Source organism: Trueperella sp. HMSC08B05, assembly GCF_001808405.1.
Classification (GTDB): domain Bacteria; phylum Actinomycetota; class Actinomycetes; order Actinomycetales; family Actinomycetaceae; genus Trueperella; species Trueperella bernardiae.
The window spans coordinates 58,823-72,333 of the sequence record NZ_KV793278.1; the positions used below are offsets into that span (position 1 = coordinate 58,823).

Annotated in this window: 14 protein-coding genes and 4 tRNA genes (1 of these 18 cut by a window edge); 4 read left to right on the top strand and 14 right to left on the bottom strand. The window is 65.8% G+C overall.

From position 1 onward, the window contains the following. The 3 genes from HMPREF3167_RS09015 to HMPREF3167_RS09025 form a co-directional block, all read right to left on the bottom strand. Positions 1-28: transfer RNA gene (locus HMPREF3167_RS09015), tRNA-OTHER, on the bottom strand; it reaches 46 nt to the left of the window's first position. Positions 29-375: 347 nt separating this feature from the next. Next, a tRNA-Glu gene (locus tag HMPREF3167_RS09020) sits at positions 376-448 on the bottom strand. A 42-nt stretch (positions 449-490) separates the two neighbouring features. Then, positions 491-562, bottom strand: a tRNA-Gln gene (locus HMPREF3167_RS09025). Between the two features lie 139 nt (positions 563-701). On the opposite strand from HMPREF3167_RS09025, the gene HMPREF3167_RS09030 reads away from it, so the two are divergent. Beyond that, positions 702-1,805 carry a hypothetical protein gene (locus HMPREF3167_RS09030; protein ID WP_070446528.1) on the top strand — a complete coding sequence of 368 codons (1,104 nt, stop codon included), beginning with the start codon at positions 702-704 and terminating at the stop codon, positions 1,803-1,805. Between the two features lie 139 nt (positions 1,806-1,944). Here the strand turns inward: HMPREF3167_RS09030 and gltX are convergent, their stop codons facing one another. Beyond that, a complete protein-coding gene (gene gltX / locus HMPREF3167_RS09035; RefSeq protein ID WP_070446531.1) occupies positions 1,945-3,444 on the bottom strand; it encodes a glutamate--tRNA ligase in 1,500 nt (499 codons plus the stop codon). Between the two features lie 34 nt (positions 3,445-3,478). Between gltX and HMPREF3167_RS09040 the strand changes: the two genes are divergently transcribed. Further along, entirely contained in the window at positions 3,479-4,654 is a 1,176-nt protein-coding gene (locus tag HMPREF3167_RS09040; protein WP_070446533.1) for a MalY/PatB family protein, read from the top strand. A gap of 209 nt (positions 4,655-4,863) precedes the next feature. Here the strand turns inward: HMPREF3167_RS09040 and HMPREF3167_RS09045 are convergent, their stop codons facing one another. Then, positions 4,864-5,625: a fumarylacetoacetate hydrolase family protein gene (locus tag HMPREF3167_RS09045; protein WP_062614230.1), complete on the bottom strand. Its 762-nt coding sequence runs from the start codon at positions 5,623-5,625 to the stop codon at positions 4,864-4,866. Positions 5,626-5,770: 145 nt separating this feature from the next. Here HMPREF3167_RS09045 and HMPREF3167_RS09050 point away from each other — a divergent pair, with 145 nt between their 5' ends. After that, complete coding sequence (locus HMPREF3167_RS09050) at positions 5,771-7,570, top strand: AMP-dependent synthetase/ligase (protein ID WP_246825755.1); 1,800 nt, start codon at positions 5,771-5,773, stop codon at positions 7,568-7,570. Between the two features lie 117 nt (positions 7,571-7,687). Here the strand turns inward: HMPREF3167_RS09050 and HMPREF3167_RS09055 are convergent. The 3 genes from HMPREF3167_RS09055 to HMPREF3167_RS09065 form a co-directional block, all read right to left on the bottom strand. Continuing rightward, a tRNA-Leu gene (locus HMPREF3167_RS09055) sits at positions 7,688-7,772 on the bottom strand. A gap of 160 nt (positions 7,773-7,932) precedes the next feature. Further along, on the bottom strand, positions 7,933-8,415 hold the full coding sequence (locus HMPREF3167_RS09060) for a peroxiredoxin (RefSeq protein WP_068539403.1): 483 nt from the start codon (positions 8,413-8,415) through the stop codon (positions 7,933-7,935). 13 nt (positions 8,416-8,428) lie between these two features. Beyond that, positions 8,429-8,734, bottom strand: coding sequence for a hypothetical protein (locus tag HMPREF3167_RS09065; protein ID WP_143602171.1), 306 nt, complete (start codon positions 8,732-8,734; stop codon positions 8,429-8,431). Positions 8,735-8,844: 110 nt separating this feature from the next. Here HMPREF3167_RS09065 and HMPREF3167_RS09070 point away from each other — a divergent pair, with 110 nt between their 5' ends. Further along, on the top strand, positions 8,845-9,372 hold the full coding sequence (locus HMPREF3167_RS09070) for a DUF4916 domain-containing protein (RefSeq protein ID WP_070446535.1): 528 nt from the start codon (positions 8,845-8,847) through the stop codon (positions 9,370-9,372). 7 nt (positions 9,373-9,379) lie between these two features. On the opposite strand, the gene rdgB is transcribed toward HMPREF3167_RS09070, so the two are convergent. The 6 genes from rdgB to clpS form a co-directional block, all read right to left on the bottom strand. Then, positions 9,380-9,967, bottom strand: a complete 588-nt coding sequence (gene rdgB / locus HMPREF3167_RS09075) for an RdgB/HAM1 family non-canonical purine NTP pyrophosphatase (protein WP_062614234.1) — start codon at positions 9,965-9,967, stop codon at positions 9,380-9,382. Then, the gene (gene rph / locus HMPREF3167_RS09080) at positions 9,964-10,734 is read right to left on the bottom strand and encodes a ribonuclease PH (protein WP_062614235.1); all 771 of its coding nucleotides are present in this window, start codon (positions 10,732-10,734) and stop codon (positions 9,964-9,966) included. The genes rdgB and rph overlap by 4 nt, the downstream gene beginning before the upstream one ends. A 148-nt stretch (positions 10,735-10,882) precedes the next feature. Further along, a complete protein-coding gene (locus HMPREF3167_RS09085; protein WP_062614236.1) occupies positions 10,883-11,680 on the bottom strand; it encodes an MBL fold metallo-hydrolase in 798 nt (265 codons plus the stop codon). Continuing rightward, a complete protein-coding gene (murI, locus tag HMPREF3167_RS09090; protein ID WP_083200666.1) occupies positions 11,677-12,495 on the bottom strand; it encodes a glutamate racemase in 819 nt (272 codons plus the stop codon). The genes HMPREF3167_RS09085 and murI overlap by 4 nt, the downstream gene beginning before the upstream one ends. A 10-nt stretch (positions 12,496-12,505) precedes the next feature. Then, the gene (locus tag HMPREF3167_RS09095) at positions 12,506-13,162 is read right to left on the bottom strand and encodes a DUF2017 family protein (RefSeq protein WP_068539410.1); all 657 of its coding nucleotides are present in this window, start codon (positions 13,160-13,162) and stop codon (positions 12,506-12,508) included. Beyond that, complete coding sequence (gene clpS, locus HMPREF3167_RS09100) at positions 13,156-13,425, bottom strand: ATP-dependent Clp protease adapter ClpS (RefSeq protein ID WP_068539412.1); 270 nt, start codon at positions 13,423-13,425, stop codon at positions 13,156-13,158. Before clpS ends, HMPREF3167_RS09095 begins: the two co-directional genes overlap by 7 nt. Between the last annotated feature and the right edge of the window lie 86 nt (positions 13,426-13,511).

Genomic DNA, 13,511 nt, shown 5'->3' on the forward strand with positions numbered 1-13,511 from the left:
ACGTCCTAGGCCGCTAGACGAACGGGGCCTTGACGAAGATCGTCGGGTTTCACTTTACACAAAGGGTACGGAAGAGAAAAACCAGCTCAGCGCGACCTCTGTCACATACGAGCACGCACAGCCCCTCCTCCCTTCCGCCCAAAGGTCCCCACGCCAGCCGCTGCCCCCTGCCCCGCGCATATGCAACCTTAATTTCCATACGCAACGGCAAAAAGCCGCCTATTGGCGTTGCATATTGCGGCTTAGTGTTACATCTGCGCAAGCGCGGGAGCTCGGGAACACCGGCGCTCGAGAGCGCGGCAACTCGGCAAGTCGGCAACTCGGGCACTCGACAGCAACGAAAAAGGCTCCGAGCCGAAGCTCGGAGCCAATCTGTACCCCGTACCGGATTTGAACCGGTGTTACCGCCGTGAGAGGGCGACGTCCTAGGCCGCTAGACGAACGGGGCCTAACCCTTGCGGGTGAAGCAACAAGTGATCTTGCTGTTTCGCTGGGGTACCAGGACTCGAACCTAGACTAAATGAACCAGAATCACTCGTGCTGCCAATTACACCATACCCCATGGTGTCACTCCCAAGGAGTGCAACGAATAGATATACTACGCAGGCCTGCGCCTTCACGCAAATCTTTGGGCGTGAAGGGAATCACGCCGGTTGTGAGCTACACTGATCTCAGTATTTTTGCCGCGGAAGGAGGCCCTCGTGAGACTCCGCCACCGGCCGCCCACGCTCCCCTGGGACCCCTCGCGCGTCCGGGTCTACCCCGGCCACCTCGGCCGCGCCGCGGCCCGCCGTCTCGTCGACGCCGTGCGCTTCTCCCCCGACTCCACGGACGGTCGGCCTGCCTGGGCCAGCGGCCTGCCGGACATCCCATTCGTCGAGGCGATCCCCACCGCCAACTCTTCGTCGTTTGCCTTCGTCACCATTCCCGCCGCCGACGCCGGCGCCGCCCTCACCGGCCACCTGCCGGTCCCGACCGCATCCTCCCCACTGCCAGAGGTCACTACCTTCATCCGCGCCTTTCATGACGCCGTGCTCGCCTGGCTGACGGCCGCCGACGCCGCGGGAGTGATCACCCCCGCCCTTATTCAGCGCGCAATCAGTGACGCCACTGTCTCCTACGCGTTCGGCGAGTTCCAGAGCATCTGCGTTGACTCCCTCGCCAGCCCCGACCAGCGCTCGGCCATGGACGCGTTCGTTGCCCGCATGCTCGGGCGCGTGGACTGGCAGGCCCGCCCGCTCTCCTACGTCCAGCACCGGCGCAGCGAGGCGCGCCGCACAGCCCGCGCCGGCGAGCCCCTCCTCGAGGACTATCAGTGGTGGATCACCTCCCAGTGCCCGCGCGACGTCTGGCTCGCCTTCGACCCCGTCGACCCCACCGCCTTCGAGCCAGGCGACGTCCCCATCGTCTCGACGTGCGAGGTTTACGGCGACGACGCCGGCGACTTCGCCGTCGACCACCGGCTCACCCTCATCCGGGACGACCTGCGCGTCGTCGAGATCACCAGCGCCGACGACGCCGCCGCGCTCATCTCGCGCTACCCCATCGCACTCGCGGGCAACCCGCAGCTGTACGACGAGTGGGCGGGCATCGACGCGCCCATCACCCATGTCCTAGACTGGGAGGCCATCGCCCAGGACTACGACGGGGTGCGGCTGAGCGTACCCGCCGCGCTCGAGATCACCTACGCGCCACTCCCCATCCGCACCCCGTCCGACGCACAAAGCACGAGCAGCACACGAACGGGCATGATCACGGGCTGGACGCCGGGCTCCACGCTCTACCTGCGCGACCCTGGCCGCTAAACGCTCGCGTCGCCATGTGAATTAATTGGACGATTCCGGGGCGATCTTCGTATATGAAAAGACCGCCCCGGAATCGTCCAGATGTTTTTAAAAGTCGCCAGCCGCCGCCAGCACTGCGGGCCAGCCCCGCGCCCCGCCCCTATAGCGTGGCCCGGAAGCGGCGCAGGCGCATGAGCGTTTCGTCCTTGCCGAGGATCGCCATGGAGTCGACCACAGGCAGGGAGACGTTCGTGCCGGTCACGGCCACGAAGAGCGGCTGGAAGGCCAAGCGCGGCTTGAGCTCCAGTCCGCCCACCACGTACTCGTCCACGGCGGCCTTGATCGTCTCCGCGTCCCAGGACTCGGGTGCGATCTGCTCGAAGGCCGCGAGGGCGGCGTCGAGAGCGTCCGGCGCGGAGTCGCGCAGCTTGGCCACGGCCTTCTCGTTGTACTCGATCTCGTCGGCGCCCTTGAAGAGGAAGCCCATGAGTGCGGGCGCCTCGCCGAGGAGCTGGATGCGGGTCTGGACGAGCGGGGTGGCAGCGTCGAGAAGGCGACGCGCCTCCTCATCCGCGGCCTCGTACGACTCAGCCTCAATCACGCCGTCGCACTTCAAGAACGGCACGAGACGCCCGCGCAGATCCTCCACGTCGAGCATGCGGATGTGCTCGGCGTTGATCGCCACGCACTTCTTGTCATCGAAGCGGGCGGGGTTGGGGTTGACATCGGCCACGTCGAAGGCCTCGGCCATCTCCTCGCGACTGAACAGGTCGCGGTCCGCGGCGATCGACCAGCCGAGCAGGCCCAGGTAGTTGAGCAGGCCCTCGGGGAGCATGCCGCGGTCGCGGTGCAGGAGAAGGTTGGCCTCCGGGTCACGCTTGGAGAGCTTCTTGTTGCCCTCGCCCATGACGTAGGGCAGGTGGCCAAACAGCGGGGTCTGCTTGGCCACGTCGATGGCCTTGAGCGCGTCGTAGAGCACGATCTGACGCGGGGTGGAGGAGAGCAGGTCCTCGCCGCGGAGCACGTGAGTGATTTCCATGAGCGCGTCATCCACCGGGTTGGTCAGGGTGTAGAGCGGCTGGCCGTTGCCACGCATAATCACATAGTCGGGCACCGAGCCGGCCTTGAACGTGATCTCCCCGCGCACCAGGTCCTTGAACGTCACGTCCTCATCCGGCATGCGGATGCGTAGCACCGGCGCACGGCCTTCAGCCCGGAAAGCCGCCTTCTGCTCCTCGGTCAGGTCGCGATCGAAGCCGTCATAGCCCAGCTTCGGGTCGCGCCCCGCCGCCCGGTGGCGTTCCTCGATTTCCTGCGGCGTCGAGAAAGATTCGTAGGCGTAACCCGCCTCGAGCAGCTTGGCCGCCACATCCTTGTAGATGTCCATACGCTCGCTCTGGCGGTAAGGGGCGTGCGGTCCGCCAATGCCCACGCCCTCGTCCCAATCCAGGCCGAGCCAGGTCAGGGAGTCGATGATCTGGTCGAAGGACTCCTGCGAGTCACGCTGGGCGTCCGTGTCCTCGATACGGAACACGAAGGTGCCGCCCGTGTGGCGAGCGTATGCCCAGTTGAACAGGCAGGTGCGCACCATGCCCACGTGGGGCATGCCGGTGGGCGAGGGACAGAAGCGGACGCGAACGTTCGAAATTTCAGTGCTCATAGTGTTACTAGGCTACTCCGTATAGATTGGAAACATGAATTTCGACAACACCACGATCGACCGCCTCCGCGCCGCTGGCTCCCTCAAGTGGACCGCCTTCCCCGACCGCATTGGGATGTTCGTGGCCGAGATGGACTTCGGCGTAGCTCCCGCCGTCCGCGACGTCCTCGCCCGCTTCTCGAGCCTTCCCGGCATCGGCTACCGTTCTGCCGCCGACTCTCGCGCTCTCGCCGAGGCCACCTCCGCCTGGATTTCCTCGATCTCCGGTTTCTCTCCCTCGCCCGACGCCGTCCACGCCGTTCCCGACGTCGTCTCCTCGGCTCGCTTCGTCATCGACGCGTTGTCCTCTCCCGGCTCCCCCGTCATCCTGCCCACGCCTGCGTACATGAGCTTCGTGCAGCTCATCCCGGCGATGGGGCGGCCGCTCATCGAGGTACCTTGCCAGTGGGTGGAGGGCCGGCTTGAGCTGAACCTTGCGGGGATACGCGCCGGGTTTGAGGCCGGGGCGCGCGTGCTCATCCTCGTCAACCCGTCTAATCCGACCGGGCGTGTGTACTCGCGCGCGGAGCTAGAGGCACTGGCCGGCGTCGTTGCCGAGTTCCCGGGCGCGATCGTCCTCTCCGACGACATCCACGCCCCCTTCGTCCTCGACGGCCAGTACGTCCCCTACGCCTCAGTTTCTGACGCCGCCGCTTCCCACACCGTCATGGCCATCGCCGCTTCCAAGGGGTGGAACATCCCGGGGCTGAAGTGCGCGCAGCTGGTGGTGACGAACCCGGAGCTCGCGGAGAGGTTGCAGCCGGCATTGGGGTGGGCGGCGAACATGACGTCCACGATTGGCTCGGCCGCAGCCGTGGCCGCCTACACGGACGGGCGGGAGTGGTTGGCCGACGTCGTCGACTACATCCGCGGCAACCGCGACCTGCTCGCCGACGCAGTCGAGCGCTGGCCCGGCGTCACCATGGAGCACATGGAGGGCACGTACATCGCCTGGCTCGACTTCAGCGAGGCCGTCCGAGAGGGGCGGGTCGGCGAACCGGTTGCCACATGGCTGGGCGAGCACGCCGGCGTGGCCCTCACGCCCGGGAGCTCGTGTGGCGCCGGGTATGAGCACTTCGCCCGCGCGATCATCGCCACTCCACGGCCGATCCTGCGCCGGGCGATCGACCAGATCGAGGCCGCGCTCTCCCCTGTAGAAATGCAACGCTAATCCGCAATAGGCAATGCCAAGAGCCGCTTATCGGTGTTGCAGATAGAGGGCGCCCTCAGGTTCACAACTTGTGCCGGGTACAGCCCATTCCAAGCAGGAACCAGGGCCGCCGGCCCACGTTATCGGCGCCCTGGCGGGCGCCCAAGTCATCCCCGAGCACAAGCAAGGCCCTTGCTCTGACCAGCGCAAATACTCTATTCTTGTCCGTTTTATCCGGTTACAGGATTGCGCAGATCGCCAATCCCCTCCACCGAACACACAACCTCCATGCCCGGGCCCGCCGGGATCGACGGGAACGCAGCGCCCGTCAAAAGGATGTCGCCCGGCAGGAGCGTGAACATCGACGAGGCGAGCGCCACCAGCTCAGGCACGGAACGGGTCAGGTCGGCCGTCGTGCCCCTGCCCTTCACCTCGCCATCCACAGCCAGCGTGATCTCCAGGTTCGAAATATCGAGGTCGGTCACTACCACCGGCCCGATCGGGCACGAGGTATCAAAGCCCTTCGCCCGCGCCCACTGCAAGTCCGACTTCTGCGTAAGCCCGTCCGCGACGTCGTTACCCACCGTGTAGCCGAAAATCACCTCGTTCGCGCGCTCCACCGGCACGTCCTTGCACAGGCGAGAGATGACGACCGCGAGCTCAGCCTCATGAATGATGTTCCCCGACCACTCCGGCGCCACAATCGGCACATTCGGCCCGACGACGGCCGTGTTCGGCTTCAAGAATGTGGTGGGCACGGTCGCCGGGTCCGGGCGATAATCGGGCCGGTTGTAGTTGTCACCAAAGCCGATCACCTTCGAACGCGGGAGCATGGGCGCAACGAGGTTCGCTTCGTTGGCGGAAACGATCTGCCCGGTGGGCTTGACCTCGGCGTAGAGCGGGTCATCCGCAAGCACGTGGTAGTTGCCCGTGGTCTCGTCAACGACAGCGAAGCGGGGGCCTTGATCCAGGGAAAGTCGCGCAATCTTCATGATCTCATCCTACCGCCGCACCCCTCCCCACCACGGGAGCTTTGCCAAAGAGCCCCGATCCAATGTGAGGCACCGCATGCCAGCCCTTTCACCTCACCCCCCAAGCTACGGTAACGTAGCCTTATCGGTCGATCGAAGGGGAACCATGGTCAAAAAGCACAGGAACGGCGTCGTTTCCGAAAAGCGCTACACCAAGCCCGAGCCCTGGATGAACATCCCGTGGCTCCTGACACGCCGCCAGGAATCCCACCCCGACCAGGTCTGCATCGAACGCCAAAGCACGCTTGGCGTATGGACGCCGATGACCACCACCGACTACCTCGCCGACGTCGACGCCGTCGCCCGCGGCCTCGTCGCCGAAGGGCTCAGCGAGGGCGACGCGATCGCCATCTTCGCCGCCACCTCCTACGAGTGGAGCCTCATCGACATGGCCGCTCTCAGCGCCGGGCTCGTCGTGGTGCCGATCTACGAATCCGACTCCGCCGAACAGGTGCGCTGGATCCTCGAAAACTCCGCCATCCGCTTCGCCATCACCGACACGCACGCCCAGCAGCTCCTGGTCGAATCCCAGCGCACGCCCCTCCTCGGCCGCGTGCTCGCCTTCGACCAAGACGCCCTGGTCGAGCTCTACTCCCAAGGCGAGAAAGTCGACCAGGCCGAGATCGACGCGCGGCGCGCCCGCCTCACCCTCGACACCCTCGCCACCGTCATCTACACCTCCGGCACCACCGGCCGCCCCAAAGGCGTGGAGCTCACGCACGGCAACTTCGTTGACCTCACCCTCAACACCCTGCCGCACATGCACACCATTATCGACTCCCCCGACACCCGCGTCCTCCTCTTCCTCCCCCTCGCCCACGTCATGGCCCGCGCCGTGTTCTTCTTCGCAATCGGAGGGTGCGGCGTCGTCGGACACACCCCCTCGATCAAAAACCTTCTGTCCGACATCAAGACCTTCAAGCCCTCCGCCCTCCTCGTGGTGCCGCGCGTGCTGGAGAAGATCTACAACGCTGCCGAGGCCAAGGCCGGCTCCGGCCTCAAGCGCAAGATCTTCCGCTGGGCCGCCAATGTCGCCGTCGCCTACTCCGAACGCGGGCGCGGGCCCCTCCGCTCGCTCAAGCACGCGATCGCGAACAAGCTCGTCTTTTCCAAGATCACGAACATCATCGGCGAGAACTGCCACTACGCCGTCTCCGCCGGCGCCCCGCTCGGCAAGCGCACCGGCCACTTCTTCCGCGGCATCGGGCTGACCGTGGTCGAGGCCTGGGGGCTTACCGAATGCACCGGCCCCGCCACCGTCAACACGATCGGCTCCATCAAGATGGGTACCGTGGGCACGCCCATGCCCGCCACCGAAATCAAGCTCAACGACGACGGCGAAATCCTCGTCCGCGGCCCCCAAGTCTTCCGCGGGTACCAGAACAACCCCGACGCTACCGCCGAGGTCCTTGACGACGACGACTGGTTCCACACAGGCGACCTCGGCGCCCTCGACCGGCGCGGCTACCTCACGATCACCGGGCGCAAGAAGGAAATCATCGTCACCGCCGGCGGCAAGAACGTCTCCCCCGCTGCGCTCGAAGACCCGTTGCGCTCCCACCCGCTCATCTCCCAGATCGTGGTGGTGGGTGACCAAAAGCCGTTCGTCGGCGCGCTCATCACGTTGGACGCCGAGATGCTGCCCGGATGGCTCGCCGCCCATGATCTGCCGACGATGGACGTCACGCAGGCCGCCCAGCACCCCGACGTGCTCGCCTCGCTCGAGCGGGCGATCACCAAGACGAACAAGGCGGTCTCCCGCGCCGAGTCCATCCGTAAGTTCGCGGTCATCTACCCCGATTTGACCGTGGACAACGGGATGCTCACCCCCTCGCTCAAGGTCAAGCGTGAAGCCGTGGCGCGGCGCTATGCGCGCGAGCTGCGAGAGCTCTACGGGGAGGCGTAGGCCAGCTGCGGCCGGCCGGGCGCGCGGCCGGGTGCAATGAGACTTTCTTGGACGATTCCGCGGCGATCTTCTTATATGAGGAGATCGCGCCAAAAACGTCCAGGATTTTTCAATGGGTGGTGCGCGAGGCGGGACTTGAACCCGCACGCCCGAGGGCACTGGAACCTAAATCCAGCGCGTCTGCCAATTCCGCCACTCGCGCTCACTGAAAGTGTATCGTCGGCGCCACCCATTCCCAAAAGCGCGCCGCCCAAACACCCAGGCAACATGGGCGAGAACCATGAAGGCCTCCGGGGCAGGATGGGGCACGCTCACCCACACCCTGCCCGGAGGCCCTCAACTAGCCGCCCCGGGGCTCGGCCCTACGCGTCGACGCCCAGCTCCCGGCGCACGCGCGCCACGTGCCCAGTGGCCTTGACGTTGTACAGCGGGAGCACGACCTTGCCGTCCTTGCCCACCACTACCGTGGAGCGGATGACGCCCTCCACTTCCTTGCCGTAGTTCATCTTCTTCCCGTACGCGCCCCACTCCTTCATCACGGCCTTGTCCGGGTCAGAGGCGAGCGGGAAGTTGAGCGACTCCTTGTCCACGAACTTGCGGATCGAGTCCACGGAGTCGGGCGAGATGCCGATCACGGTGTAACCGGCGGACTTGAGCGAGTTCTCCGAGTCGCGGAAGTCGCAGGCCTCGGTGGTGCAGCCGGGGGTCATGGCCCGGGGGTAGAAGTAGACGATCACGCCCTGCTCGGCGCGCTCGATCTCTTGCGACAGGGTGACGGGTCCGTCCACCGTGTCAAGGGTGAAGTCGGGGGCCTGTTGGCCAACCGTGAGGCGTACGTCAGACATATTTCCTTCTTTCCTAAGCGTTCAAAAAGAGCCGCAGGCTGATGAGCAAAATGAAGATGATGAAGCCGAGGATCATCGGCACGATCCCCGCGACCGTGGGAAACAGCAGACCCGCTCCGAGCGCGCCCGTGCCCACCCAGTAGGCCGAGTCTTCGCGCCAGCCCCACAGGCCGGCGCCCACCGCCACCGTGCCGAGCACCGCTGTCACGATGAACCCTGACGTCCAGCCCGCCATGCCCACGCTCACCCAGCCGATCACCAGCATGATCGCGCAGAACACGAGCGCCACGCCCATCAAGGGCCTCTCTATTTTCTCCACGCCCCCACTCTGCCACACGCGCACCCTCCACCGGCGCCCCACACGTTCACCGGTGGCAAATTGTCCGATTATCACCCGAACTGGGCCTCCGATGCTGGCACAATCGAAGTATGAGTGACGTTGCATCTTCTGACATGGGCCCGTGGCTGTCCCCCGAGGACCTCACGTACGTGCGCCGTAAGGTGCCGATCCTCTATGTCGACGCCGTGCCGGTCCGCCTTCACGACGACGGCTCGCTCGCCTCCATGGGCCTCCTCCTCACCGTCACCGATGAGGGCCTGACCCGATCGCTGGTCTCAGGCCGGGTGCTCTACCACGAGAAGATCCGCGAGGCCCTGCGCCGCCACCTGGAGAAGGACCTGGGCGAGATGATCCTGCCCCAGATCCCGGCCTCCCTGGTGCCGTTCACCGTGGCCGAATACTTCCCGACGCCGGGCGAGGGCTGGCACGACCCCCGCCAGCACGCCGTGTCCCTGTGTTACATCATCCCCATACTCGGCGACTGCAACGTCTCCTCCGATTCCCTCGAGGTCAACTGGTTCACCCCCGGCGAGCTCCACACCCCCGAGCTCCAGGCCGAGATCCTGCCCAAGCACCTGCACGTGGTGCGCCAGGCGCTCGCCCTACTCGGGCACTGACGCCCGGCTACAGGATCTTTGCGATGTGCGGGGCGAGCGCAGCGAACGCCCGCGCCCGGTGCGAGATCGCGTTCTTGTCTTCCGGGCTGAGCTCCGCGTTCGTGACCCCGTAGCCCTCGGCTTCAAACACCGGGTCATAACCGAAGCCGCCCGTGCCCGCCCGCTCGTAGCGAAGGGTGCCGCGCATCTGCCCCTCCTCGACCACAACGCTCCCGTCCGGCAACGCCAGCGCCGCCGCGCACACGAACCTTGCCCTACGCTGTTCGGGCTTCACGTCGGCCAGCTGGGCCAGCAGAAGATCGAGGTTCGCCGCGTCATCCCCATGCCGCCCGGACCAGCGGGCGGAGAAGACGCCGGGGGCCCCGCCCATGATGTCCACGCACAACCCCGAATCGTCAGCAATTGCCGGCACGCCGAGCTCGCGCGCCACCTGGGTGGCTTTGATGATCGCATTCTCAGCAAAGGTGGCCCCGTCCTCCACCGGCTCGGGCAGATCCCCCGGCACGGCCTCAAGCACGAAGCCTCCGGGCAGGAGCGGGGCCAGGATCGCCCGCACCTCGGTGACCTTGTGAGCGTTGCGGGTGGCGAGGATCATGCGAACCCTCCCAAAGCCACAGGGCCCTCCGACTCCAGCGCCAGCTTCTGCAGCTGCGCCAATTCCGCATTGCCCTTCGCCGCCAGGTCAAGCAGCGCATCCAGCTCCGCGCGCGAGAACGGGGCTTCCTCCGCCGTGCCCTGCACCTCCACGAACGTGCCCGAGCCAGTCATGACCACGTTCATGTCCGTCTCAGCCCGCACGTCCTCCTCATAGGGCAGATCGAGGCACGGGACCGAATCGATCACACCCACCGAGATCGCCGAGATCGAATCGCGCAACACCGGCGTTCCGCGCCGCGGCTTGATCCAGCCCTTGTCAATGCCGAACGCCACCGCGTCCGCCAGCGCCACATAGGCACCCGTGATCGAGGCCGTGCGCGTGCCGCCGTCAGCCTGCAGCACATCACAATCGAGTACGATCGTGTTCTCCCCCAGCGCCGCAAAGTCCACCACCGCGCGCAGCGAGCGGCCAATCAGCCGCGAGATCTCCTGCGTGCGGCCGCCCACCTTACCCTTGACCGACTCACGCTGCGATCGCGTGTCCGTAGCGCGCGGAAGCATGGCGTACTCACCCGTGACCCACCCGAGCCCCGAATCCTTGCGCCAGCGCGGCACGCCCTCAGTCAGCGACGCCACACACAGCACCTTCGTGCGCCCAAACTCCACGAACACCGAGCCTTCGCCCTGCTCAAGGTAGTTGCGCGTAATACGAACCGGGCGCAGCTGATCGGTGGCGCGCCCATCTTTTCTACTCATTTCACTCATGCCTTCAGCCTACCCCCCGCCTCCGACAATTCTTTTCCGCGTCCCGACGCCGCCCACGCACTTTGCATCCAAGCTCACGACACCACCGCCCGGCTCGCGCCCAGCTCACACCCGCCCTGCGGGCCAACGCCCCGGCCAACCCGGGCGCCTAGATCTCGTACACTCCCCCGGCCTGCACGGTCTCAACATCGCCGTCGTAAACAGCGCGGGCGTCCTTGACGGTACGCACGGGATTCGTCCACGGTTGCAGGTGGGTGAGCAGCAGCCGTCCCACCCCGGCCTCGCTGGCAACCACGCCGGCGCGCCGGCCGGTCATGTGGATGCCCTCCACGAGGTCGCGTCCCTCTTCGAAGGCCGCCTCGGACAGGAGCAGGTCCACCCCGCGGGCGGCGTCGATAACGGTGGAAACGTAATCCGTGTCGCCCGTGTACGTCATGGTCACGCGCCGGTCGGGATCGGCCTCGGATGGCCCGGTGATCCGCATGGCCACGGCCGGCACCGAGTGCCACCCCGCGAAAAACTTCACCTCCATCGGGCCCACCTTGACCGAGTCGCCCGGCTTGATCTGCTGGAATTCGAATTCACCGGCGTAGGTCTCCTCGAGCGGGTCGTCGGCAATTCCGCGAGTGCGGGCGGCGCCGTCGCCAGGAGAAAACACGGGGATCGGGCCGAGCGCGCCCTCGGGGTACCAGCGCCGGTAGACCTGCATGCCCACGATGTCGGCGCAGTGGTCGGCGTGCAGGTGGGACAGGAACATGCCGTCCAGCCGCGCCGGGTCCGCGTAGCGCAGCAGGTGCCCCATCGCGCCCGGGCCGAAGTCGAGCACGATCGACCACACGCGCTCCTGGCCCGTCTCATCCACCCCGGTGGCCTGGAGCAGGTAGGCCGACGCCGGCGAATCCTTACCCGACATCGAGCCCGAACACCCGATAATGGTCAGTTTCACGATGCTTTTCCTTTCAGCTGGTGGACGCTTGCAACCTCCGGCCCGAGGAACCGGCGGGCAAGGGTTTGGAATTCGTGGGCGTCGCCCGTGGATTGGAAAGTATGAGTGGGGGCCGGGGCCTGCGGGTCACGGAGCAAGTCGCGTGCCGTGAGCTCCCGGTACACGTCGCGCGCGGTCTCCTGCGCTGACGACACCAGCGCCACGTCGTTACCCATCACGTAAGAAATCACGCCCGCCAGGATCGGGTAGTGCGTGCAACCGAGTATGAGGGTATCCACCCCCGCGTCCTTGATCGGCGCCAGGTACTCCTCGGCCACCTCGAGCAGCTCCGGCCCAGTGGTGATCCCGTTCTCCACGAACTCCACGAACCGCGGCGCCGCCCGCGACGTGAGCGTAATGCTCGGCACCGCCGCGAACGCGTCCTCATACGCGCGCGACTTAATCGTGGCCCGCGTACCAATAATGCCGATCCGGTTATTGATGGTCACGCGCGCCGCCGCGCGCACCGCCGGATGGATCACCTCCACCACCGGAATCCCCTTGGAGGCCGTGTAGCGCTCCCGCGCGTCGTGAAGCACAGCCGCGGACGCCGAATTACACGCAATCACCAACATCTTCACGCCCGAATCCACGAGCTCGTCCATGATCCCCAGCGCGAGCCGCCGCACCTGCGCGATCGGGCGCGGGCCGTACGGATTGTTGGCGGTGTCGCCGATGTAGGTAATGGATTCACCAGGCAGCTGGTCCATGATCGCACGGGCCACCGTTAGCCCGCCCACACCAGAATCGAACACGCCAATGGGTGAATCGTTCATATCGTGAATATTACCTTCGCAGGGCTTTATTCCTCACCGCCGTCACCAGTGAATCCTGCCACCAGGTGCTCATGGAATACACGATCGCGAGCACATCGTCCGTGCTGGGTTCGGCGTCGGTATCGCCGCTGTGAAAGGGCCGCACGCGCTCCTCGACAGCCCGGGAGGCGGCGTCATCGTCAATGCCGAGCCTTGCCGCGAGTACGAGCCGCACATCGTTCAGCGCGCTCATCCACGCCGGCGCGTCCTCGTTGGCCACGAGCACGTCCCCGCTCCCGCGCGCCGACTCCAGACCCAGGTAGACGGTCACAAGGTTCTCAATCTTCTGCGACGCCACCGACGTTTCCGTCAGCTCCCGCAGCTTTTTCGCCTCGTCCGGGTCCTCGCTCATGTCAGGCAGGAGATGTTCGACGACGACGTCATACGGGGCCCGCGCCCTCGGCTCACCTTCCGCCGCGATCGCGTCCGCGATGTCCACGACGTCGGCCTCCAGTTCCGCGAGCGGATCGTCCGGGTCCACCGTCTGGGACCTACGCTCCGCCTCATGCTCCACGTCCGAGCCGAGCAAATAGACCGCGTCCTTGACGAGGCCGGCAAGGACGCGGCGCTCGTCGTCGTCAATGTGAGCCAAATACCCGCCGCGGGCAATGCGGAAGGCCGTCAGCATTCGGCCTCCTCAATCGTGGCGCGTAAGCCGTACGTGTGCATCTCCTGGGCGTCGCGCTCCATCTGCTCGCGCTGGCCCGTAGAGACAATCGCGCGGCCGGCATTGTGCACTTCCATCATCTTCGCATACGCCACCGAGGGGCCCATCGAGAAGTAGCTTTCGAACACCCACTGCACATACGTCATGAGATTCACCGGGTCATTATGCACAACGGTGCGCCAGCACGACGCCGACTGCTCCAGGCTCGCGCGTGGGCTCGACATCGGTTTTTCGATTCTCTGACTCCCGCTTACCACATTTTCCATAGTAGACCACCGCCCCAGATTCGGTGCGCAAACAAGCAGTGAAA